Consider the following 23,648-nt stretch of genomic DNA (forward strand, 5'->3'; position numbering starts at 1 on the left):
AATGCCATGCGACCGCCGGCCGCCATGGGTTCAGGTCACCCAGCTTCATCCGCGTTTCTCGAATCCTTCCCGTAAAGGAGCGCTACCTTAGCAGAAGGCCGAACCCCAGCTAAAGCGTTTCCTGCAGCATTCGAAACGGGATGAGAGAGGAACGAAGCAATGCGTACCGCTTCCTTCCGGAGGTATCAGAAAATGCATACATGCACGAAATAGCCCGCCAATCGAGGACGGGCTAACGAGATAGCTACGAGAATGACATGATGCGCAGACTCGGCAACTGAGTCGAAGCCGCCGCCATTTACGGTCGTCTTGCGGTTCCCAGGTTGAGCTTCAGAGCAATGCCCGTTTCCTTGTCCAGACCACAGACGTTACGCGCATGCGCCGTCATGTCGGCCTCCAACTGGCTGAGCGCGTCGGGATCGCGCTCCTGCAGGGCATACAGGTCATTTTCGCTAAGGTCCCTGCCGCCGATATAGTCGTTACCCGCCTTTCTCAACGCCGTACCGGTTTCCCCCGTGGTCAGTGCACGGAAGGTATCCTCACCCATTCCAGCATTGTGAATCGTGATATCCATGTACGATCCTCCTTGCCTTCTGCATGTTTACGCCTAGAGCCTAGCAATCATTGCTCTGCTCGCAACCGCAGGCATGCCAGACATGGATTCCGGATACGAATCGTGCGCCATCAGGATCACGGCTCCTGCCAGCTTCTATGAGGCTCCTGGCAGCGACGATGCCTCTCCCGACGGTTCCCCTGCCGATATTGTCCCTTCTCCCCGCGCCAGCGGGATATCGTCGAGGAATTCGAGTGAACGCACCGGCATGGCGAACTTGATGTCACGCTCGTCCAGCGCATCGAGCAGGGCCAGATTGATGGCCTGCTGCACATCCATATAGAGGTTGTAGTCCGCACTCAGGACGTAGTAGACCACCTCGAACTTCAGGGCATGCTCATCCAAGGCAAGCAGGTGCGCGCGATCGAAGCGGGTATCGTCGAGCGAAGTGACGATCCGCTTGAGCAGTGGAGGAATCTCGCGAACCTTGTGACCCGGGGTGCGATAGGAGATCGCGAAGGAAAACACCACGCGCCGCTCCTGCATGCGCTTGTAGTTGTGAATGGTCTGCTGCAGCAGTTGGGTGTTCGAACAGATCACCTGCTCTCCGCTCAGGCTGCGGATACGCGTGGTCTTCAGCCCTATGTACTCGACCGTCCCTGCGATATCCCCGAACACGATGAAGTCACCGGTCCGAAAGGGCTTGTCGACACCGATGGACATCGATGCGAACAGATCGCCCAGCACCGCCTGTACCGCCAGTGCAATGGCGATCCCCCCAATCCCCAGACTGGCAATGAATGCAGTGATGTTCACGCCCAGGTTGGCCAGGACCGACAGCACGACCACCGCCCACAACACGACGCGCAGCATCAGCGCGATCATGGTCACGGTCAACTGGTTGTCCAGGCCGAACCCGCCATGAATGGACTCGGCTTTCCACAGCGTAATGGCAGCATCCGCCCATAGCCCGAACTGCACGGCCAGCACCAGAAACCATAGGTGGCTGATCCGCGCATCCCATCCCGGCCCCAGATCGACGACCAGAAGCCCGATCTGCAAGGCCATCACGGCAATGAGCCAACGCTTGGTATGCTTGAATATCTCGGCGGCGTAATGTCCCCAGCGCCCCGGGGTGCGGGAAAGCCAATGGACCGTACGGTTGATGACAATGCTCATGACGGCCCGCAGCACGAGGTAGCTGACGATGGCGATGCCCAGCACCAACGCGAAATTTACCAGGACAGGACCATACGCCCACGCCATCCAGGCGTCCCATGACCTCCAGTCGAACATGAAGCGGCTCCGCTTTGGCAATGACAGGAGCTGTCATTATGGTCAACCGAAAGGCAACATGCTTAACCGGCTAGCGGCTTGACCGCCGTGGCGCTGCGGGAAGGTCGACGCCACGGTGGCCAGAGAAGCGCGCGCAAAGGCGCGCAATGTGAAAGGCTGCGCTATGACAGGTTATCCAGACCGCGCTCGGCCATGGCCACGGCCCGAAACAGAGCACGCCCCTTGTTGAGGGTTTCCTGCCACTCGAGTTCGGGTACCGAATCCGCCACGATCCCTGCGCCAGCCTGGATGTGCAACTGGCCATCCTTGATCACCGCGGTACGAATGGCGATGGCCGTATCCAGGTTGCCGTGCCAGGAGAGGTAGCCTACCGCCCCGGAATAGACGCCCCGCTTGACCGGCTCGAGTTCGTCGATGATTTCCAGCGCACGAATCTTGGGTGCGCCGGAGACGGTGCCGGCCGGAAAGGTGGCGCGCAACACGTCCATTGCCGACAGTCCCGGCTTGAGACGCCCGGTGACGTTGGAGACGATATGCATGACGTGGGAATAGCGCTCCACCACCATGCGGTCGGTGAGCTTGACCGAACCTGTCTGGCTGATGCGCCCCACGTCGTTGCGGCCGAGATCGATCAGCATGAGGTGCTCGGCGAGCTCCTTGGGATCGGCCAGCAGGTCGGCCTCGAGCGCCAGGTCCTCTTCCTCGTTGTGTCCGCGCTTGCGCGTCCCGGCGATCGGACGCACCGTGACCTCGCCATCCTCGAGACGCGTGAGGATCTCGGGTGACGAGCCCACCACGTGGTGGTCAGCGAGATTGAAGAAGAACATGTAGGGCGAGGGATTGAGGCTACGCAGGGCACGATACAGATCCAGCGGCGGCGCCTGGTAGGGAATCGACATGCGCTGCGAGGGCACGCACTGCATGACGTCTCCGGACAGCACGTACTCCTTGATCTTTTCCACCGCCGCCTTGAAGCCCTCCTCGGTGAAGCCCGAGGTGAAGTGGCCCTCCTCGACCGCACTGCGTCCGCTGCCGGGACTGACCGTACTGAGACTGGCGCCGCGCAGCTGCTGCTCCAGACCGTCAAGACGTGCCAGCGCCTTCTCATAGGCTTGCGGCAGGGCCGGATCGATATGCGTCCACAGCGTCAGACGCCCGGACAGATTGTCGAACACCACCAGCTCATCGCAGACCATCAGCAGGATGTCGGGCACGCCGATCGGGTCGGGCTTCTCCACGCCTTGCAGACGAGGCTCGATGTAGCGAATGGTGTCGTAGCCGAAATAGCCGACCAGACCGCCATCGAAGCGCGGCTGATCGTCCAGCAGCGGCACCTTGAAGCGTGCCTGGAACTGCTCGATCCACGCCAGGGGGTCCTCGACTTCAGCGACGCCGATCTGCTCGCCGTGGGAAATGTGTCGCACCACATGGCCGCGCACCTCGATGCGCTCGCGACAGGGCAGGCCAATGATCGAATAACGCCCCCACTTCTCGCCGCCCTGCACCGATTCGAGCAGGAAGGTCCAGGGCGCATCGGCCAGTTTAAGGTATGTGGAAAGGGGGGTATCGAGATCGGCCAGCACCTCGCGGGTGACCGGAATTCGGTTGTAGCCGGCATCGGCCAGCTCGGCAAAACGCTCAGGGGTCATCATGGCCCGGCGGTTCCTCGGTCAGGTTCTTGCGGATCAATGCATAGCGGGCATAGCGAAAAGCGACAGCGTCACCATCGCCAACGCTTCACTTCACGCATCAACGCGTGAGCCTTCCGGGAGAGCCGGGAATCCAACGTCATGAACGCCTTCCATGAGAATGCGGGGTACCAGCGAGCCACCCTAAAGGAGTTCCACCAGCGATTCAACCATCGCATCGGGACGGCTCGTGGCGACCGGCTCGCCATGGTTGTAACCGTAGGGTACGGCCAGGGTGCGAAAGCCGGCCCGCCTGCCGGCCTCGACGTCATGCCGCGAATCCCCCACCATCAGGCAGGCGCGTGGAGGAACGCCGAAACGCTCCGCCACATGCAGCAGAGGAGCGGGATCAGGCTTCTTCTGCGGCAACGCGTCCCCGCCCAGCGTCAACGAGAAGTACCCGGTCAGGGAGAAGCTTTCCAGAATCGGTGCGATGAACGCCTGGGGCTTGTTGGTCACCACCGTGAGAGTCAGACCCTGCCGATGAAGCCCTTCCAGTCCCTCCCGTACGCCGGGAAACGGGGCTGAGAACCGGCTGAGCACGTCCCGGTAATGGTGCAGGAACCGCTCGTGAGCGGCATTCACCCTGTCGCTTCCGGGCTCTTCATTCAGGCTGCTGCGCAGGGCCCGCTCGACCAGCTTGTGCGATCCGTTGCCCACCCAGTCGCGTACGGCATCCTCCCCGGCACGGTTCAGCCCCAGTTCTTCCAGCATGGTATCGATGGCCACCGCCAGATCCGGTACGGAATCGATCAGGGTGCCGTCGAGATCGAACGTCACCAGACGAACGTCGTCGAGGATGGAATGCATGCAACTCTCCCAAACAGATAGCGGAACAGAAGGTCGTCATTTTACGAGCTCTTCGCACCATCCGGCGCGTAATGCCGTGTTTTTTCAATGTTACCGGCGTTATCCTATGCGCCATTCATCGCCGACTCCAGGCGCCACGTCCCGCGGCCGATCAAAAGCACCGTGGAGACGTCTGCCTGACCCGGGCGAACCCTTTTCTTCTTCCGCTTTCAGCTTTTAACAATCTCAGGAGTCATGCATGTCCACTCCACGCATCGTGGTGGTCGGCGGCGGCGCCGGCGGGCTAGAGCTGGTCACCCGGCTCGGGCACAAGCTCGGCAAGCGCCGTCAGGCCGAGATCGTGCTCGTCGATCGCAACCCCACCCATATCTGGAAACCCCTGCTCCACGAAGTCGCCACCGGCGTTCTCGACTCCGGCCTCGACGAGGTCTCCTACCAGGGCCACTCCAAGGCTCATGGCTATCGTTTCCAGCGCGGCGTGCTGAGCAATCTCGATCGAGAGGCCCGCACCATCACCCTGGCGCCGATTCTCGATCACGACGACACCGTGATCCTGCCCGCCCGCACGTTGGAATATGACTACCTGGTGCTGGCACTGGGCAGTGTCTCCAATGATTTCGGCACCCCCGGTGTCGCCAAGCATTGTCACTTCCTCGACAGCCCGCAACAGGCCGAGGTGTTTCACCATGACATGCTCAACACCTTCCTGCGCTACAGCGATCCGGAGCGACGTGTGCATCCCAAGCTCGCGGTGGGCATCGTGGGCGCCGGCGCAACGGGCGTGGAACTGGCCGCCGAGCTGTTCGGCGCATCCAGGATGCTGCACAGCTACGGTTTCACGGCGCTCGACAGCGGCCAGCTGGAAGTCCACCTGATCGAGGCTGCACCGCGCATCCTGCCGGCGCTGCCGGAACGGATCGGCAATGCCGTACATGCCGAGCTGGAGCGTCTGGGAGTGAAGATCCATACCGATACCCGGGTCAATTGTGCCGATGAAGACGGTTTCATGACCGCCGACGGCAAGCGTATCGAGACCGACCTCAGCGTATGGGCGGCAGGCATTCGCGCACCATCGTTTCTTTCGGAACTGGGGCTGTCCACCGAACGCAACCATCAGGTCAAGGTCCACCCGACGCTGCAGAGCATCGATGACGAGCGCATCTTCGCCATGGGCGACTGCGCCTCCTGTCCCCAGCCGGGCGACAAGCGTGTGCCGCCCCGCGCCCAGGCGGCCCATCAGCAAGCTAGCCTGCTCTATCACAACCTGCGCCTGGCCATGGCGCAACGGCCGCTCAAGGAGTTCGTCTTCCAGGATCGCGGCTCGCTGATCTCGCTGGCCCACTTCGAGGCCGTGGGCAGCCTGATGCGCGGCGCCTCGGCGCGCAGTCTGTTCATCGAGGGGCGCCTGGCGAAGCTCTTCTACGCCTCGCTGTATCGCATGCACCAGTTCGCCATTCATGGCGCGGTCAAGACCGGCATGACCGTGGTGGTCGATGGGCTGAACCGCTACCTGCGCCCCCGCATGAAGTTGCACTAACCCCCCGATGGCGACCATGATCGGAACATTTCCGATCATGGAGCCCAACATGCAGCACTTCTACAATCAACCCGCCCACGTGGTCGATGAGCTACTCTTCGCCGCCAGCCACGTGGCGCCTTTGCGCATCGCGACGCCGGAAAGCGGGGTCAGGATTCTGGTTCGCGCCGACTGGTCGCGTGACGGCCAGGGTCGGCAACAGGTGGCGATACTCTCCGGTGGCGGCGCCGGCCACGAACCCTCCCACGCCGGATTCATTGGCCAAGGCATGCTGACCGGCATCATTTCGGGAAGCCTGTTTGCCTCTCCCAGCGTTGACGCGGTGCTGGCGGCGATACGAGAAACCTGCGGCAGCGCGGGCTGCCTGCTCATCGTCAAGAACTACACGGGAGACCGTCTCAACTTCGGCCTTGCCGCGGAGCAGGCGCGACGCGAAGGGCTGGATGTTGCCATGGTCATCGTCGGCGATGACATCGCCCTCCCCGACTCGCCGCAGCCACGCGGCATTGCCGGGACCGTGCTGGTTCACAAGGTCGCGGGTCACTCCGCTCAGCAGCGGGCCTCGCTAGAGGAAGTTCATGCACAAGCCACTCGACTATGCGAGCGTATGGCGTCCCTTGGCATGGCCCTGGCACACGCCGCGCTACCGGGCCAGCCGGTCAGTGAATCGGGGCCGGAACTCGGGCTGGGAATCCACAACGAATCCGGTGCCCGACAGGTTGAGCCCCAAAGCGCCCAAGCCGCGGTAGAAATGGTGCTGACCCCGCTGATGGCCCACCTGGAGGCACGGGGATACCCGCAGCGCTGGATAGCGCTTCTCAACAACCTGGGTAGCTGCTCCACCCAGGAAATGGGAGTGCTTGCTCACGACGTGATCACCCAGTTGGGCACGCAGCGCTTGAGCCACCTGATCGGCCCGGCTCCTCTGATGACCTCGCTGGACATGCATGGCTTCTCCATTACCCTGCTGGCTGCGGACGACGCGCTGCTGGAAGCGCTTTGCGCCCCGACCGAAGCCCCCGCATGGCCCGGCCTCTCCCGCATACGCACACCCGAAACGTTTTCGCCGGACCTGAACAGCGCGGATGCCGGCCTGCAAGACAATGCACCGCAGGAAGCGTCCGTCACGCAGGCGCTGCATCGCGTCATTGCGACACTGCGTCAGGCACAACAGCCACTGGATGCGCTGGATGCCAAGAGCGGTGATGGCGATGCGGGCAGCAGCATGGTGGAGGGAGCCGACGCCATTCAGCGCGCCCTCGAAGCAGGCCGATTGAACACGGCACAGCCGGACAAGCTCTTTGCCGGCATCGGGCAGTGCCTCTCGCAGGGCATGGGCGGCTCGAGCGGTGTGCTGCTTTCCATTCTGTTCACCGCCGCTGCAGCCGAGACCGCACGACACTCGCTCGTCGCGGCCTTGCAGAAAGGGGTGAAGCGCATGCAAACCTATGGCGGCGCCCGCCTTGGCGATCGCACCATGCTGGACGCGCTGATTCCCGCCCTCGAAGCATTACACGCCGGTCAGTCCATGCAGGAAGCCGCAGCGGCGGCCCGTCAGGGCGCCGATCGCACGGCAGAGATGGGACACGCTCAGGCAGGTCGCTCGGCTTACGTACCGGAAAGCGCACTCAAAGGGGTCGTTGATCCCGGCGCAGAAGCCGTGGCCCGCGTCTTTGCCACACTGGCGGAGGCGCTGTAGAGCATGCAAGGCACCGCCTCGCGAAAGACGGTGCCTTGCCTCAGCGGGACATCGGTACGCAGGCCGTTCAGCGCTGCTGCCCGACGATCCAGGCTCGCTTGGCAGGCGGACTCAATGTCTTGATGTAGGCCTCCAGACGCAGCGCCTCGCCATGCGATCCCACCGTCTGCCAATGCCGTAACGTCAACGGGCCCTTACCGCGCAAGGCCCGTGCGCCCCGTTTTCCATTGCGGTGTTCTCGAAAGCGCCGCTCGACATCGGTGGTGATGCCGGTATAGAGCGCGCCTGCCGCCGTCTCGATCATGTACAGGTACCATGTGGGTCCCGACGCGCACGCCTCACCGGAGGATGTTTCCTGCGCCGGCTCCCGTGAGGGCTCGCTCACTTCGAGGCCTTGGTCAGTTCGTCGTGCAGCGCCTGGATGACGCTGTCGTAATGATGGGGATCCTCTTCCCGGCGCGCCTTGAAGATTGCCGACCCGGCAACGAAGGTGTCGGCCCCCGCCCGGGCGATTTCGGCGATGTTATCGACTTTGACCCCCCCATCGATCTCGAGGCGAATCGCCCGCCCGCTGGCATCGATGCGTGCCCGCACCTCGCGCAGCTTGTCGAGCGTGGCGGGAATGAACGACTGCCCGCCGAAGCCGGGATTGACGCTCATCAACAGGATCATGTCGACCTTGTCCATGACGTAATCGAGATAGGACAGCGGCGTGGCCGGGTTGAACACCAGACCCGCCTTGGCGCCGCCAGCGCGGATCAGCTGCAGCGAACGATCGATGTGCTCGGACGCTTCCGGGTGGAAAGTGATGTAGGAAGCCCCGGCATCGATGAAATCTCCGATCAGCCGGTCTACCGGCTTGACCATCAGGTGGGCATCGATCGGCGCGGTGATGCCGTACCGGCGCAGGGCCTCGCATACCATCGGGCCGATGGTCAGGTTGGGTACATAGTGATTATCCATCACATCGAAATGCACGATGTCCGCACCGGCAGCGAGGACGTTTTCGACTTCCTGCCCCAGGCGAGCGAAGTCGGCGGAGAGTATCGAAGGGGCAATCTTGAAATCGGGCATTGGCATGTTCCGCAGTTCAATGATAGAGCGTCGAGCGCATTCTAAAGGAATGGGAGACGGGCTGCATGAAGCGCTCCTTCTCCATTGCCGACGCCTCCTGGCGTGCGCTCAGGCTCTTCCCCCGCGCAGGGCCTGCCCAGCGTTCCGGTGAAAAGCACTATACTCACTCGCGGGCAGCCTCTCGCTGGCCAGGGCCGTGCCGGATGACGCGGCTTCCGTTATTGTTCCGCTCCCCCCTTCGGTCATGACAAGGAGATCCCATGCGCACCGGATTGCAAGGCTGGCACCGTATCCTCGTAATATTCGTCGCACTCAGCACCGTCTCCCTCTCGGTCAGCGCCCAGGAGGCGATCCTCGAAGGCGAGCGCTTCCACCCCGAACAGGGCCGCCATGGCATGGTGGTCACCAGTCACTATCTGGCCAGCCGGATTGCCCGCGACGTCATGGCCAAGGGTGGCAACGCCGTGGATGGCGCCGTGGTGGCAGGCTTCGTGCTGGCCGTGGTGCAGCCGCGCTCGGGCAATATCGGCGGCGGCGGGTTCATGCTCATTTCCGACGAGAAGAGCGACGAGGTGATCGCCATCGACTATCGGGAAAAGGCGCCCTCCGGTGCCTACGAGACCATGTTTCAGGACGAGCAGGGCAATGCGGTGTCAGAGCTGTCGCGCTACACCCACAACGCCTCCGGCGTACCGGGTACCGTCGCCGGTCTCGCGCTGGCGCTGGAGAAGTACGGCACCCTGACACTGGCCGAGGCGCTGGCGCCGGCGATCCGCCTTGCCGAAGAGGGTTTCGTGGTACCGCCGCGCTTTGCCGAGGGGCTGCGCGAGGCGCAAGGTCGCCTGCAGAAATGGGACTCGACGCGCCAGGTATTCTTCAAGGAGGACGGCAGCGCCTATGAAGTGGGGGACGTCTTTCGTCAACCGGACCTGGCGGCGACGCTCCGGCGTATCGCCGAGCACGGCCCGCGTGAATTCTATGAAGGCGAGACAGCCGACCTGATCGTGGCGGAAATGCAGAAACATGGCGGTCTCATGACCCGGGAGGACCTGGCCGACTACCAGCCGGCGATACGCCAGCCCAGCCACGGCACCTACCGCGGCTACGACGTTTACGCCATGAGCCCACCCTCCTCGGGTGGCGTCCACATCGTGCAGATGCTCAACATCCTCGAGGGGTACGACATCAAGGCCATGGGCTTCAATTCGGCACGCACGATCCATGTCATGGCCGAGGCCATGAAGCGCGCCTACGCCGACCGCTCCCAGTACCTGGGCGACACCGATTTCGTCGACGTGCCTCTCGAAGGCCTCACCTCCAAGGCCTATGCCGACGAACTGCGCGCGCAGATCGATCTCAACCGGGCCACGCCCAGCACCGAAATCGCACCCGGCAACCCGCTGCCCTATGAATCCAACGAAACCACGCATTTTTCCGTGGCCGACGACAAGGGCTTGGCGGTATCCAATACCTACACCATCAACTTCAGCTACGGCTCGGGAATCGTCGTCGACGGTGCAGGTTTCCTGCTCAACAACGAGATGGATGACTTTTCGGCCAAACCCGGCGTCCCCAACGCCTATGGGCTGATCGGCGGCGATGCCAACAGGATCGCCCCCGAGAAACGCATGCTCTCCTCCATGACGCCGACCATCGTCAAAAGGAATGGCCGGAACTTTCTGGTCACCGGGAGCCCCGGCGGTTCGCGCATCATCACCACCACTCTGCAGGTGGTCATGAACGCCATCGACCACGACATGAACATTCAGACCGCCGTCAGCGTGCCACGCATACATCATCAGTGGCTGCCCGACGAGATCCGCGTGGAACAGGGCATCAGCCCCGACACGGTGAGCCTGCTCGAGGCCATGGGGCATACCGTCACCCGCCAGGACGCCATGGGAGCCGCGCAATCGATCATGGTCCGTGACGCCATGTTCTACGGCGGCAGCGATCCTCGCCGGGCCACCTCCTCTGCCATCGGCTGGTAACTCCGCCTGCTCCGGACTCGGCAAGTGCCGGCCGGAGCCTCCTCGGTTGTACGCCCGGCTCACGACCTTGGTGTCATCGACACCCCGGTTGTGCCATGGCACAACCGAGGTTTCCCTCGCCGGGTAACCTCGTTATGCCAATCGTCATCATCGCCATCGCCGAACTCCTGGGAACCGCCCTGTGGTTTACGCCCAATGCGGTGATGGGCGATCTGGCCTCGCTCTGGCAACTGGCCCCGGGAGATCTGGGCTGGCTGACCGGTGCCGTACAGGTCGGTTTTCTCTGCGGCACCCTGGGCATCGGCCTGAGCGGGCTGGCCGATCGGCGTGACGCCAGTCGCATCTTTGCCTTGAGCTGCCTGCTTGGTGCCCTGAGCAACGCGGCTCTGCCCTGGGCCGGTGGCCTGTGGCCCGCCGTGGGCCTGCGCCTGGTGACCGGCATGGCACTGGCCGGCATCTATCCGGTGGGTATGAAACTGATGGTGGGCTGGGCCCCGGGGCGTACCGGCCTGGGCCTGGCCTGGCTGGTCGGGATGCTGGTGATCGGTACCGCCATGCCGCATGCCCTGGCCGCCCTTTCGCTGGGCTGGGACTGGCGCCTGAGCGTGACAGGCGCCTCACTCCTGGCTCTGCTCGGAGGCGTCCTGATCTGGCGTCTGGGCGAGGCTCCCGACCTGCGCAAGGCCGGGGTGGGGAACGCTTCCCGTCTGGCCGGGCTTGGCGCCTTTCGCATCGCCGGTTTCCGCCGCGCCGCCAGCGCCTACTTCGGCCACATGTGGGAGTTGTACACCCTGTGGACGCTGATTCCGCTACTGCTACTGCAGCGCCTGCCGGAACTCGCCCCCCGCGACGCCGCGTTCGGCGCCTTCGTGCTGATCGCCGTTGGCGGGCCCGCCTGCTGGATGGGCGGGTGGCTCAGCCTGCGCCTGGGCAGCCGGCGCGTGGCGCAGTTCGGTCTGGCAGGCTCCGCCACCTGCTGCCTACTGTATCCTTGGCTAGCCAGCGGGCCGGCCCTGATGGTGATCGGCGTTCTCGCCCTATGGAGCTTGCTGGCGGTGATCGACTCGCCCCAGTTCTCCGCCCTCTCGGCCATGGCCTGTCCGGCCTCGCTGGTGGGCAGCGCCCTGACCCTGCAGAACGCCATCGGCTTCGCCATTACCGCCATGTCCCTGGCGCTGCTGCTGCCCTGGTGGCCCGTGCTGGGTCCGCAACTGGCCTGGGCCCTGCTGCCTGGCCCGTTGCTGGGGTTATGGGCGCTTCGCCAACCGATCCCGGCGACTTCCCGCCAGGTCGTGTGACCTCCTGCTACAGGTGACGCTGTCGGGTGGGATATGGGAAGCGGCGCATCGATTATTCGAATAAAGAATAAGAATCAGGATTGTAATTCCTTTACGCAGTGATTAGCCTTGACATCCATATTCTCCGTGTCATTGGCTGATAAGGGTTTTTATGTCCTGGCTTCCTACCGCACGTCATCTCGTTGCCTCTTCTCTTCTCGGCGCCGGCCTGATCGCCGGAATCGCTGCACCTGCCGCCGCGGCCGAGCGGGAACTGCTCAACTCTTCCTACGACATCGCCCGCGAGCTGTTCGCCACGATCAATCCGCACTTCGTCGAGTGGTGGCAGGCCGAGCATGGCGATGACGTCACGGTCAAGCAGTCGCATGGCGGCTCCTCGACCCAGGCCCGCGCGATCATGCAGGGCCTGAAGGCCGACGTGGTGACCTATAACCAGGTGACCGACGTCAACGTGCTGGCCGAGGCTGGCCTGGTAGCCGAGGACTGGCAGCAGCAGTTCCCCAACAACGCCTCGCCCTACTACTCCACCACCGCCTTCCTGGTGCGCGAGGGCAACCCCAAGGGTATCGACAGCTGGGACGACTTGGTCAACGAAGATGTCGACATCGTCTTCCCCAACCCCAAGACATCCGGCAATGGCCGCTACACTTATCTGGCAGCCTGGGCCTATGCCGATAAGGCCTATGACGGCGACGAGGAGAAGATTCATGACTTCATGAAAAAATTCCTCAATAACGTCAAGGTCTTCGACAATGGCGGACGTGGCGCCACCACCACCTTCGTCGAGCGCGGCATCGGCGATGTGCTGATCAGCTTCGAATCCGAGGTCAACAACATCCGCAAGGAATACGGCGAGGATGACTACGACGTCGTGGTCCCGCCGGTCAGCATTCTCGCGGAGTTCCCGGTCGCGGTGGTCGAAGAGTATGCCGAGCGCAACGGCAATACCGACCTGGCCCGCGGTTACCTCGATTATCTTTATACCGAGGAAGCCCAGCGTCTGCTGGCGGGCTTCAACTACCGCGTCAACAACGACACCGTCAGCGAGGAGTTTGCCGACCGCTTCCCGCAGACCGAACTGCTGCGCGTCGAGGACGTCTTCGGCAGCTGGCCGCAGGCCATGGAGACGCACTTCGCCTCCGGCGGTGAGCTGGACCAACTGCAGCGTCGATGACTGCGCCGGCTTTCATGACAAGGGCCGCCACGTCGAAACGGGTCCTGCCGGGTTTCGGTCTGTCGCTCGGCATCACCCTGACGTTCGTCTCGCTGGTCCTGCTGTTGCCATTGACCAGCCTCGTGGGTCAGCTCTCCGAGCTGACCCTGGCGCAGTACTGGGCGGTAATCACCGAGCCGCGAATCGTGGCCAGCTACGGCGTGACGATCTTCGCCGCCGCCGTGGCGGCGATCATCAACGCCCTGTTCGGCCTGCTGATGGCCTGGGTGCTGGTGCGCTACGAGTTTCCGGGCAAGCGTATGGTCGATGCCTTGATGGATCTCCCCTTTGCGCTGCCTACCGCCGTCGCCGGGATCACCCTGGCCACGCTCTACTCGAGCAATGGCTGGGTCGGCCGTCTGCTCGAACCGCTGGGCCTGCAAGTGGCCTATACCTGGGTGGGCATCGCCCTGGCCATGGCCTTTACCAGCATTCCTTTCGTGGTACGTACCGTGCAACCGGTGCTCGAGGATCTGCCCAACGAGATCGACGAGGCGGCGCTGACGCTCGGCGCCACTGACGCCATGGCCTTTCGTCGCGTCATCCTGCCGCATCTGTGGCCAGCGCTGGTCACCGGCACCGGCCTGGCCTTCGTGCGCTCGCTGGGCGAGTTCGGTGCCGTGATATTCATCGCCGGCAATACCCCCTACGAGACCGAGATCACCTCGCTGATGATCTTCGTACGTCTGCAGGAATACGACTACGCCGGCGCCTCGGCAATCGCCTCGGTGGTACTGGCGACCTCGCTTGTACTGCTGCTGGTGCTGAATCTCTGGCAGGGCCGCTTCATCAAGCGATTGCATGGAGGGAAAGGCTGATGTACCGCATCGGTGACGCGCCGCGCATACGCCGCACTCTGATCGCGCTGGCGCTGGTACTGACCGCGCTGTTCCTGCTCCTGCCGCTGGTGGCGATCTTCACCCAGGCCTTCGTCAAGGGCTTCGACGTGTTCTGGGCCAACCTGACCGACACCTATACCCTGGCGGCGATCTGGCTGACGCTGTTCGTCACTCTGCTGACGGTGCCGGTCAATCTGGTATTCGGCGTCTTCCTGGCGTGGCTGATTACCCGTTTCAGCTTTCCCGGTCGTCGTGCGCTGCAGACATTGATCGATATCCCGTTCGCCGTATCGCCGGTGGTCGCGGGGCTGGTCTACCTGCTGCTGTACGGGCGCAACGGCTGGATCGGCGGCTGGCTGGACAGCCACGACATCCAGTTGATGTTCGCCTGGCCGGGCATCGTGCTCGTCACCATCTTCGTCACCTGCCCGTTCGTGGCTCGGGAACTGATCCCGCTCATGCAGGCCCAAGGGTCGCGCGAGGAAGAGGCCGCCGTGACGCTCGGCGCCTCGGGATGGACGATCTTCCGTCGGGTGACGTTTCCCAATATCCGCGGCGCGCTGCTCTACGGCGTGGTGTTGACCAACGCCCGCGCCGTCGGCGAGTTCGGCGCCGTCTCGGTGGTTTCCGGCGCCATACGCGGGGAAACCAACACCCTGCCTTTGCAGGTCGAACTGCTCTATCAGGACTACAACACGGTCGGTGCCTTCACCGCCGCCTCGTTGCTGGCCCTGATCGCTCTGCTCACGCTGGCCGCCAAGGCCGGCCTGGAATGGCGCGCCACGCGCCGGGAGAATGCCGCATGAGCATCCGTCTGACGAACATCGCCAAGACCTTCGGTCGCAATACCGCGCTCGAACCGCTTGACCTGGATATTCGCGAGGGCGAACTGGTCGGTCTGCTGGGGCCCTCCGGTTCCGGCAAGACCACCCTGCTGCGCATCATCGCCGGCCTGGAGCAGGCCGACAGCGGCACCATCCGCTTCGGCGAGCGTGACGTCACGCATGTCCATGTGCGCGAGCGGCGCATCGGCTTCGTCTTCCAGCACTACGCCCTGTTCCGTCACATGAGCGTGTTCGACAACGTTGCCTTCGGCCTTACCGCCCTGCCCAAGCGCGAGCGCCCCTCGAGCGGCGAAATCCGTCAGCGGGTCCAGCGCCTGCTGGAGATGGTCAAGCTCGAGGAGTTCGCCAACCGCTACCCGGCCCAGCTCTCCGGCGGCCAGCAGCAGCGTGTTTCCCTGGCTCGCGCCCTGGCGCTGAAGCCTGACGTACTGCTGCTCGACGAGCCTTTTGGCGCACTCGATGCCAAGGTGCGTCAGGAACTGCGCCGTTGGCTGCGCCATCTGCACGACGAGTTGAACTTCACCAGCGTCTTCGTCACGCACGATCAGGAGGAGGCACTGGAGCTGTCGGATCGCGTGGTGGTCATGAGCAACGGCCGGATCGAGCAGATCGATGAGCCGGACACACTCTACCGCCACCCGGCCAACCGCTTCGTGTTCGAGTTTCTCGGTGATGTCAATCGCCTCGAGGGCGACGTCCGCAGGGGAGTGCTGACCTGCGGCGATGCGCGCCTGGCGGTCGAAGGCATGGAGAATGGCCGTCAGGAGCTGTTACTGCGCCCTCACGAGGTCACACTGGCCGAGAAACCGCAGACTACGGCGCATTTGCCGGTCAGCGTCACCTCGATCTCCCCGGTCGGTGCCGAGGTCCGCGTGGAACTGGAAGCCGACTGGCTGGGCGAGCCATGGCTTGCCACCATCAGCCATGGCGATTTCGATCGCCTCGCCGTCAAGCGTGGCCAGCGTCTGTTCGCTCATCCACGACGCTGGCACCGTTTCGAACAGCGGCCCGCCTCGCTCGAATCCCTAGCCACCACCTGACCCTATCCTCAACGCCAGGGCATCCCGCTATACTCGGACGCCTCACGCGTCAATTCTGCAAGGAGTTCAGGAATGCATAAACGTTGGAACTCAGGCCTTGGCACGTTGCTGCTGGCCGTGCTCATGCTGGTCCTGGCAGGCTGTGCCCAGAGCCCTCAGGTACTTCGGGTCAGTCCCAAGGTCAGCGGGAATTTCCTGCACGCGGGGCAAGGCCAGGAAGTCACGGTCACGGCAGTCGACGGCCGGACTTCGGACGTGCTGGGTACGCGCTCAGGCTCGGCCGCCTCCACTGCCACCATCAGCGTCTCACCGCATGACGTGGTGCCCAAGCTTCAGGAGCAGGCGGAGATCGCACTGCGCAGCATGGGCTTCGTGCCGACTCAACAGGCCGGTAACCATCCCAGCCTGACATTGACGCTGCAGCAGCTGCAGTACACACGAGGCAATGCCGACAAACCGCTGCTCGATGCCGCTCACCTGCAGGCGGTGATCGAAGCCAGGGCGGTTAACGGGCGCAACACCTATACCGGTACCTATACCGCCAAGCGCGACCAGAGCTATGCCATCAAGCCGGACTGGGAAACCAACAACCGCATGGTCAGCGATCTGCTCAGCGATGCCTTGAACCGAGTCTTCAGCGACCCGGAGATTGCCCGAACACTGGAGCGCTGAGTCGTCTCTTCGTTCCTTCACATCTTTCCAGGGAGCCTACCCGCGGCCGGATTCACAGGCTTGCGTGGGCAGGCTCGCTTGAATCTTCCTGCTGACGCTCACTATGTTGGGGGTGTCATCGTCAACGGGAAGAGGCCACATCATGAAGCTGGATATCATCGATCCGCCTATCGAACGGGCCAAGGATCTGCAGCCCGGCGATCAGGCTCAGGCACGTGCCGGAAACCGGGCCCTGACATTGAAGATCATCGAACGCCACCCGGACAGCAGCTATCGGGTCCAACTTCTTGAAGGAGGGCCGCCCTCCGATACGAACGAGACAGCGAGCGAAGGCGGGCTGACGGCACATTGGTTCAACTTCGTCAGGATTCGCCAACAGGGAAACGCCGAGTGGGACGATGGCCTGAGCTTCCCTGACGAGAAGCCTGATACCTACTAGAGTCCAGCGCCTCGTCCAGGCCAGGAATCGGAACCAAAAAAAAGCCCAGCGTTCGACAGACCGCTGGGCTGAAAAAGTTAAGGATATCGCCATCCATTTTAGGAGCCTACACACCGGGCCGAAACGGTGAGTAAGCGCTATCTCACGCTCTATTTCACTCTTCACTTCATAATCGCCTTCGATATCAGGCGGCTTCTCATTGTGCGATGTCCGTACCACTACCCATGGTGTTGCGCGTCTTGGCAACCAGTTCGTCGAGCCGCCGGGGATCGCTGTACAGGCCTGGACTTATAGGCCTGTCGATATATAAAGCGCCGCTGTGCTTATCCATGACACGCAGACGCAGAAAGCCACCCGATCCCTCTTCCTTGACGATAACCTGATAATCATTGAACGCATCCATGAGAAAGCGCGACGCGTCTTCGGGGGTCAACGTTTCCTTGTCCATACGAAACGCCTCTTTTCGATGTCATCGTTGTTGTCCTTCGAGTATAGGCAGTCCCGCAGGCGCCATGCCGCGTTTTTGCAATGCCGGGATGCCTCCCGGCAAGTGACCGACGCAGAGCTGGCCGCCGTCATGTCTTCACCTTTCGCATGAGACGTCTCCCCAAGGACAAAAAGTTGGTTAGGCTAACGTTTCTGGACACTAGCCGGATACTACAGACCATCATGACAACTCAACGCTCGCTTATCCGGGCTTTGGTGCTCGGCACCTCGCTCCTTGCCGGAACGGCCTCGATGGCCTTGGCAGCCCCCCAGGGCAAGACGGAGTGCATCGCCCCTGCGCAACCGGGGGGCGGCTGGGATTTCACCTGCCGCTCCGTGGCCCGTACCCTGCAAGAGCTGGATCTGATTCCGGCCGGCATGCAGACCGTCAACATTCCCGGTGCCAGTGGCGGTGTGGCCTTCAGCCATGTGCTTGCCAAGCAGCAAGGCAACGAGGACATGATCGTCGCGGCCTCGACGGCTACCACGACGCGTCTCGCTCAGCGCCGTTATGCCCAGGGACGTCCCGATCAGGTCCGCTGGGCCGCAGCTCTGGGCGCCGATTACGGCATCATTGCCGTGCCGAGCGACTCACGCTTTCAGGACCTGTCCTCCCTGCTCGATGCTCTGCGTGACGATCCGCGCAGCGTCAACTTCGCCGGCGGCGATGTGGTCGGGGGCTTCGATCATCTCAAGGTATTGATGGCGGCTCGCGAGGCCGGGGTCGAAGAGCTGCGCAGCATCAAGTATCTGGCCTTCGATTCCGGCTCGGTGGCCATCACGCAGCTGCTCGGTGGACATCTGGACGCCTTCACCGGCGACCTGTCGGAGGCACTGGGCTTCGTCGAAAGCGGAGATCTACGCCTGTTGGCTGTATTTGCCGAGGAACGCCTGCCAGGCGAATGGCACAGCATCCCCACTGCCCGCGAACAAGGCATCAACGTCGTCGCGCCCAACTGGCGGGGGTTCTATCTGCCCGGAGGAGTCTCCGATGAAGCCTACCAATGGTGGGTTGAAACCTTCGACTCCCTGTACGACTCCGAGGCGTGGCAGACGGTGATGCAGCACAATGGCCTGCTACCCTTCCACAAGTCCGGCGAGGAGATGGAGCATTTCGTCACCCAGCAGATCAGCGACATTCGCACCCTGTCCGATACTCTGGGACTGGTGCAGTGAGCCCGCGCCTGCCTCGGCTGGGCGCTCTCGGTTCGGAATGCCGGGCATGCTAGACTGCTACCTGATACTTCTGTTACCCGGCTGCTGACATGGCGCTTTATCTGCTCGTTTTCACCGTTTGCCTGCTGGTCACGGTAGGCACCGTCACGCTACTGATGCTGTCACGCACGCCCCGCTATCGTACCGAGGCCGAGGATCTGATCGGCCTCTTCGACCAGGTTCTCGACAATCGCGCCAGCGAGGCCCAGTGGCACGCCATCATCGGCTATCCCATCCGACACAACGAGTATCTCGAAGGGGTGCGTCGCCGCTCCCAGCATCTCATGGAAGAACATGGCCGACCCTGGCAGGCGGCTCAGGGCGGCTCGCTCTTTTCACGCACCGGGCGCGAGGAACTCAAGTCCCTACGGGATCATCTCGCCGCCCACATGGCACTCGGTGAAGCGAATTATCGCGCCTGACACTCCACCCGTTCGTTATCCCACCCGTTCGCCACCCTGCCGGCCAGTGTAGAATGCATCTCTCGTATCAGGCTCGTTCGATAGTTTCACTGGAGGTTGCGACATGTCTAGCGCCATTCGCCTGACGCCTCTCGACAACATCATCAAGCACCACGATCACGACTACCATCAGATCGTTATCGGTGTGACCGGCCACGCCGAATTCGAGATCGAGGGCCTGGGCGGCACCATCGCACCGCTCTCGGGCTGCATCGTGCCCGCCAACCATGTGCACCACTACGAGGGCATCGGTGAGAACCGCCAACTGATATTCGATCTTCCCGACGATGCACCGGCCCTGACCGGCGTGCAACGCGAGCTGTCGCGCCTGTTCGACGCACCGCGTTACTTTGCCCTGGACGAACCGCTGCGGGCCTATTGCAACTTTCTGGTGCAGGAACTGACCCAACCCCGTCATGCCCGGGGAGATCTGCTGGCCGCGACCTTTCTGAGCTGCCTGCATGCCCGTCTTCATCCGGCGCTATCGGCCGATGGCGGACGTCGACTCGACATTGCCGCGCTCGACCGTTTTATTCAGCAACATCTCGACAAGAGAATCAGCGTGGCGGACCTCGCCCGACAAGCCTGCCTCAGCGAGGCGCACTTCAGCGAGCGATTCCGCATTCAGACCGGCGTCTCCCCCTACCAGTATGTCCTGCGACAGCGCCTCGAGACGGCCCGCCACCTCCTCGTGACGACCCGGCTACCGCTGGGCGAGATTTCAGCACGCACGGGCTTCGCCAGTCAGAGTGCCCTGTCCCACGCGTTTCGTCGCGCCTACGATCATCCGCCGAGCGCTCTGCGCCAGGCACCTGTTGCAACGCAGCTTCAGGCCCGCATGAGCTGAGAGGCAAAGCCGCGCGCCTCCGAACGGGTCTCGCCCCGTCCGTTTTCCCCGGATTTTGACAAATCCTGCCGTGAAATTGGCAAGACTTGCCCGCCTCTCTCACTCTACAGTCAAGGCAGAATGCCTGTAACACGCGCTTTTCGAGCGTATGCGATGTCGCCCGTCGAGCCCCGGCATGACGACCGATTGCCAAGACGGACGACGAGCCCGCAGTGACAACGACAACGCGCAGCTGCTCATCACGGGGACCTGACATGCTGAATACCCATACCATGCTGGATGCCGCCACTTGGCGGGAAGACCTGGATACGCTGTTCCGTCGCGTCAGTGAGCATTACATCGTCGATGAAGACACTTACGTCGAGGAATTGGTCAAGGTGCTCTCGGTTGACGAGGAGGATTTCCGGCGTATCGCCAGCAAGACGGCCGAGCTGATCCGCGAAGTCCGTGAGATGGACACCGCCGTCGACTCCATCGACGAGCTGCTTCAGCAGTACAGTCTGGACACTCAGGAAGGTGTACTGCTGATGTGCCTGGCCGAGGCACTGTTGCGTATTCCCGACAAGGCGACTGCCGATGCCCTGATCGAGGACAAGCTGGGAGTGGCCGAGTGGAAGAACCACCTCGGCCAGAGCGAGTCATGGTTCGTCAATGCCTCGACATGGGGCCTGCTGATGACCGGTCGCGTCATCAAGATGGACCAGCCCAGGGACGGCAGACCGGCCAGTTTCATCAACCGCCTGACCAATCGCATGGGCGAGCCGGTGATCCGCAGTGCCATGTACCAGGCGATGAAGATCATGGGCCGGCAATTCGTGCTCGGCCGCACCGTGGACGAGGCCCTGAAGCGCTCCAAGCCGCTTTTCAACAAGGGCTACACCTACTCTTATGACATGCTCGGCGAGGCTGCGCGCACCCGTGACGACGCGCGGCGCTATTTCGAAGACTATGCCAGCGCCATCAAGCGTGTCGGTGAAACCAGCAGAACCCTCTCCGAGCGCACTCCCGCACCGTCGATCTCCATCAAGCTCTCGGCACTGCATCCGCGCTACGAGTTCGGCCGCCGCGAGCAGGTACTCGAGGAGCTGGTGGGCACCGTCCGGGAGCTGGCCGCCATGGCCCGCGAACATGATGTGGCCATTACCATCGATGCCGAAGAGGTCGACCGTCTCGAGCTGTCGCTGGAAGTCTTCCGTGCCGTTTATGAAAGTGATACCTGCAAGGGCTGGGGCCACTTCGGCCTGGTGGTACAGGCTTACTCTAAACGCGCGCTGTCCGTGCTGCACTATCTCAACCGCCTCGCCGACCGGCAGGGCGACGAGATTCCGCTGCGCCTGGTGAAGGGCGCCTACTGGGACACCGAGATCAAGGAATCCCAGCAGCATGGCGTGGAGGGCTACCCGGTGTTCACCCGCAAGGCCAATACCGATGTCGCCTATCTGGTCTGCGCCCACTTTCTACTCTCGGAAAACACCCGCGGGCGCATCTTCCCGCAGTTCGCCACCCACAACGCTCACACGATCAGCGCGATTCTCGAGGTGGCCAACGCCGCCAAGCGCGCCTTCGAATTCCAGCGCCTGCACGGCATGGGCGAGGCGCTCTACGACGCGGCGCTGAAACGCGCTCCCGAAGGCACCTACTGTCGTATCTATGCACCGGTGGGCGCCCACAAGGACCTGCTGCCCTATCTGGTACGCCGGCTGCTCGAAAATGGCGCCAACTCCTCCTTCGTCCATCAGCTGGTCGACCCTCGCGTGCCGGTGGAAACGCTGTGCGTTCACCCGGTGGAACAGCTGCGGCAATATACACGCTATGCCAACCCGCGCATTCCCCTGCCATGCGATCTCTACGGCGAGAAACGCCGCAACTCGCGCGGGGTGAACCTCAACATCAACAGCCAGTACCGGCCCTTGATGGATGAGATGGCCACCTTCATGGACCGGGAGCACCATATCAAGCCGCTACTGGCTTTCAACGTTCCCGATGATGCCCCGCAGCGCCATGACGTGCTCTGTCCCTTCGACAATCGTAAACGCGTCGGCAGTGTGCAGTGGACCACCCAGGCGCAGGCGCAACAGGCGCTTGATGCCGCCTGGGCCGCCTATCCGCGCTGGGAGATCACGCCGGTGGAAGAGCGGGCTCTGATCATCGAGCGCCTGGGCGATCTCATGGAAAGCCACATGGCGGAGCTGATGACGCTATGCTCCCGCGAAGGCGGCAAGCTGCTCACCGATGGCGTCGACGAGATTCGCGAGGCAGTGGATTTCTGCCGCTACTATGCCGCCCGCGCCCGGGAGCTGCTCGGCGAGGCGACACCGCTGCCCGGTCCGACCGGTGAATCCAACGAGCTGGTGCTCTCCGGCAAGGGCGTCTTTGCCGCCATCAGCCCGTGGAATTTTCCGGTCGCGATCTTCTGCGGCCAGATCGTTGCCACTGCCGTAGCGGGCAACACCGTGCTCGCCAAACCGGCGGAGCAGACCTCGCTGGTGGCGCATCGGGTGATCGAACTGCTCTACGAAGCCGGCATGCCGCGCGACGTAGTGCAACTGCTGCCGGGCGATGGCCCCACCGTGGGCAGCGTGCTGTCTTCCGATCCGCGTATCACCGGCGTGGTGTTCACCGGCGGCACCGATACCGCGCAGATCATCAACCGCGCCCTGGCTGCGCGCGAAGGGGCCGCCCTACCCACTCTGGTCGCCGAGACCGGCGGACTGAACGCGATGATCGTCGACTCGACGGCCCTGCCCGAACAGGTGGTCGCCGATGTCGTGGCCTCCGCCTTCCAGAGCGCTGGACAGCGCTGTTCGGCGCTGCGGGTACTGTACCTGCAGGAGGATGTGGCCGACCGGGTCATCGAGGTACTCAAGGGCGCCATGGCCGAACTGCGTGTCGGCGATCCGCGGCAACTGGGCACCGATGTCGGCCCGGTCATCGATGAGGAGGCCCGTCGGGGCCTCATGCAGCATATCGAGACAATGAAGCGCGAAGGCCGGTTGATCGCCGAAACGCCGATGAATCCCGCCGATACCGCCCATGGCACCTTCGTGGCGCCCGTCGCCTTCTCCATCGAGGGTATCGAGGCGCTCGAGCGCGAGCAGTTCGGTCCGATCCTGCACATTGCACGCTACAAGGCGGGCGACATCGACAAGGTCATCGCCACCATCAATGCCACCGGGTATGGGCTGACATTCGGCATTCACAGCCGTAACGAGTCCTACGCTTACGAGATCAGCAAGAAAATTCGTGCGGGAAATGTGTATATCAACCGTAATATCATCGGCGCCGTGGTCGGTGTGCAGCCTTTCGGTGGGCAGGGCCTTTCAGGGACCGGCCCCAAGGCCGGCGGACCGCATTATCTGTTAAGCTTTGTTACCGAGAAGACACGCACCATCAATACCGCCGCTCTGGGTGGCAACGCGTCCCTGCTGGCACTCGGTGATGAATGAGCCGTGAGCAAGGCCGTCGGACGAAGCGGCTAGCCGCTTCGTCCATCCCAGGCAGTGCCTGACGTGTCAGGGCACAGCCTTTCGAAACGTCGTCACGACGTCAGCATGGCTGCGAGAAATGCTCCGACACGCTATCACTGCCTGAGTGACGGGAACCTGGAAATGCCGCCGAGACAGCGGCGTTCTCGGGTTCGACAAC

Annotated in this window: 21 protein-coding genes; 14 read left to right on the plus strand and 7 right to left on the minus strand. The window is 62.9% G+C overall.

Going from position 1 to position 23,648, the window contains the following annotated elements; genetic code table 11:
• Positions 1–298 precede the first annotated feature (298 nt).
• The 4 genes from ACYQ12_RS12690 to ACYQ12_RS12705 all read right to left on the minus strand — a co-directional run bounded on the left by ACYQ12_RS12690 (position 299) and on the right by ACYQ12_RS12705 (position 4,347).
• The gene (locus ACYQ12_RS12690; protein ID WP_459872272.1) at positions 299–574 is read right to left on the minus strand and encodes a hypothetical protein; all 276 of its coding nucleotides are present in this window, start codon (positions 572–574) and stop codon (positions 299–301) included.
• A gap of 135 nt (positions 575–709) precedes the next feature.
• A complete protein-coding gene (locus tag ACYQ12_RS12695) occupies positions 710–1,849 on the minus strand; it encodes a mechanosensitive ion channel family protein (RefSeq protein WP_459872275.1) in 1,140 nt (379 codons plus the stop codon).
• 161 nt (positions 1,850–2,010) lie between these two features.
• The gene (trpE, locus tag ACYQ12_RS12700) at positions 2,011–3,498 is read right to left on the minus strand and encodes an anthranilate synthase component I (protein WP_459874522.1); all 1,488 of its coding nucleotides are present in this window, start codon (positions 3,496–3,498) and stop codon (positions 2,011–2,013) included.
• Between the two features lie 183 nt (positions 3,499–3,681).
• Positions 3,682–4,347 carry a phosphoglycolate phosphatase gene (locus ACYQ12_RS12705; protein ID WP_459872277.1) on the minus strand — a complete coding sequence of 222 codons (666 nt, stop codon included), beginning with the start codon at positions 4,345–4,347 and terminating at the stop codon, positions 3,682–3,684.
• Positions 4,348–4,585: 238 nt separating this feature from the next.
• On the opposite strand from ACYQ12_RS12705, the gene ACYQ12_RS12710 reads away from it, so the two are divergent.
• Positions 4,586–5,884, plus strand: a complete 1,299-nt coding sequence (locus tag ACYQ12_RS12710; RefSeq protein ID WP_459872280.1) for an NAD(P)/FAD-dependent oxidoreductase — start codon at positions 4,586–4,588, stop codon at positions 5,882–5,884.
• Between the two features lie 16 nt (positions 5,885–5,900).
• On the plus strand, positions 5,901–7,583 hold the full coding sequence (locus ACYQ12_RS12715) for a dihydroxyacetone kinase subunit DhaK (RefSeq protein WP_459872283.1): 1,683 nt from the start codon (positions 5,901–5,903) through the stop codon (positions 7,581–7,583).
• A 67-nt stretch (positions 7,584–7,650) separates the two neighbouring features.
• Here the strand turns inward: ACYQ12_RS12715 and ACYQ12_RS12720 are convergent, their stop codons facing one another.
• Both ACYQ12_RS12720 and rpe read right to left on the minus strand, forming a co-directional pair.
• Positions 7,651–7,887 (minus strand): GIY-YIG nuclease family protein, encoded by a 237-nt coding sequence (locus tag ACYQ12_RS12720; protein ID WP_459872285.1) that lies wholly within the window; start codon positions 7,885–7,887, stop codon positions 7,651–7,653.
• Positions 7,888–7,964: 77 nt separating this feature from the next.
• Complete coding sequence (rpe, locus tag ACYQ12_RS12725) at positions 7,965–8,657, minus strand: ribulose-phosphate 3-epimerase (protein ID WP_459872287.1); 693 nt, start codon at positions 8,655–8,657, stop codon at positions 7,965–7,967.
• A 260-nt stretch (positions 8,658–8,917) separates the two neighbouring features.
• Between rpe and ggt the strand changes: the two genes are divergently transcribed.
• The 8 genes from ggt to ACYQ12_RS12765 all read left to right on the plus strand — a co-directional run bounded on the left by ggt (position 8,918) and on the right by ACYQ12_RS12765 (position 16,994).
• On the plus strand, positions 8,918–10,648 hold the full coding sequence (gene ggt / locus ACYQ12_RS12730; RefSeq protein ID WP_459872290.1) for a gamma-glutamyltransferase: 1,731 nt from the start codon (positions 8,918–8,920) through the stop codon (positions 10,646–10,648).
• A gap of 134 nt (positions 10,649–10,782) precedes the next feature.
• Entirely contained in the window at positions 10,783–11,946 is a 1,164-nt protein-coding gene (locus ACYQ12_RS12735; RefSeq protein ID WP_459872292.1) for an MFS transporter, read from the plus strand.
• 151 nt (positions 11,947–12,097) lie between these two features.
• Entirely contained in the window at positions 12,098–13,120 is a 1,023-nt protein-coding gene (gene cysP, locus ACYQ12_RS12740; RefSeq protein ID WP_459872294.1) for a thiosulfate ABC transporter substrate-binding protein CysP, read from the plus strand.
• 14 nt (positions 13,121–13,134) lie between these two features.
• A complete protein-coding gene (cysT, locus tag ACYQ12_RS12745) occupies positions 13,135–13,977 on the plus strand; it encodes a sulfate/thiosulfate ABC transporter permease CysT (RefSeq protein ID WP_459872297.1) in 843 nt (280 codons plus the stop codon).
• A complete protein-coding gene (gene cysW / locus ACYQ12_RS12750; protein WP_459872300.1) occupies positions 13,977–14,804 on the plus strand; it encodes a sulfate ABC transporter permease subunit CysW in 828 nt (275 codons plus the stop codon). The genes cysT and cysW overlap by 1 nt, the downstream gene beginning before the upstream one ends.
• Positions 14,801–15,883 (plus strand): sulfate/molybdate ABC transporter ATP-binding protein, encoded by a 1,083-nt coding sequence (locus ACYQ12_RS12755; protein WP_459872303.1) that lies wholly within the window; start codon positions 14,801–14,803, stop codon positions 15,881–15,883. The genes cysW and ACYQ12_RS12755 overlap by 4 nt, the downstream gene beginning before the upstream one ends.
• A gap of 72 nt (positions 15,884–15,955) precedes the next feature.
• Positions 15,956–16,555, plus strand: a complete 600-nt coding sequence (locus ACYQ12_RS12760) for a YajG family lipoprotein (protein ID WP_459872306.1) — start codon at positions 15,956–15,958, stop codon at positions 16,553–16,555.
• A gap of 142 nt (positions 16,556–16,697) precedes the next feature.
• Positions 16,698–16,994, plus strand: a complete 297-nt coding sequence (locus tag ACYQ12_RS12765) for a hypothetical protein (protein WP_459872309.1) — start codon at positions 16,698–16,700, stop codon at positions 16,992–16,994.
• A 196-nt stretch (positions 16,995–17,190) separates the two neighbouring features.
• On the opposite strand, the gene ACYQ12_RS12770 is transcribed toward ACYQ12_RS12765, so the two are convergent.
• Positions 17,191–17,442 (minus strand): hypothetical protein, encoded by a 252-nt coding sequence (locus tag ACYQ12_RS12770; RefSeq protein ID WP_459872312.1) that lies wholly within the window; start codon positions 17,440–17,442, stop codon positions 17,191–17,193.
• A 221-nt stretch (positions 17,443–17,663) separates the two neighbouring features.
• Here ACYQ12_RS12770 and ACYQ12_RS12775 point away from each other — a divergent pair, with 221 nt between their 5' ends.
• The 4 genes from ACYQ12_RS12775 (at position 17,664) to putA (ending at position 23,449) form a co-directional block, all read left to right on the plus strand.
• Entirely contained in the window at positions 17,664–18,656 is a 993-nt protein-coding gene (locus ACYQ12_RS12775) for a Bug family tripartite tricarboxylate transporter substrate binding protein (RefSeq protein ID WP_459872314.1), read from the plus strand.
• 89 nt (positions 18,657–18,745) lie between these two features.
• Positions 18,746–19,117 carry a hypothetical protein gene (locus tag ACYQ12_RS12780; RefSeq protein WP_459872316.1) on the plus strand — a complete coding sequence of 124 codons (372 nt, stop codon included), beginning with the start codon at positions 18,746–18,748 and terminating at the stop codon, positions 19,115–19,117.
• Positions 19,118–19,220: 103 nt separating this feature from the next.
• Positions 19,221–20,003: a helix-turn-helix domain-containing protein gene (locus ACYQ12_RS12785; protein ID WP_459872319.1), complete on the plus strand. Its 783-nt coding sequence runs from the start codon at positions 19,221–19,223 to the stop codon at positions 20,001–20,003.
• Positions 20,004–20,257: 254 nt separating this feature from the next.
• Positions 20,258–23,449 (plus strand): bifunctional proline dehydrogenase/L-glutamate gamma-semialdehyde dehydrogenase PutA, encoded by a 3,192-nt coding sequence (gene putA / locus ACYQ12_RS12790; protein WP_459872322.1) that lies wholly within the window; start codon positions 20,258–20,260, stop codon positions 23,447–23,449.
• Positions 23,450–23,648: the final 199 nt, after the last annotated feature.

The sequence above is a fragment of the Halomonas shantousis genome (assembly GCF_054654615.1).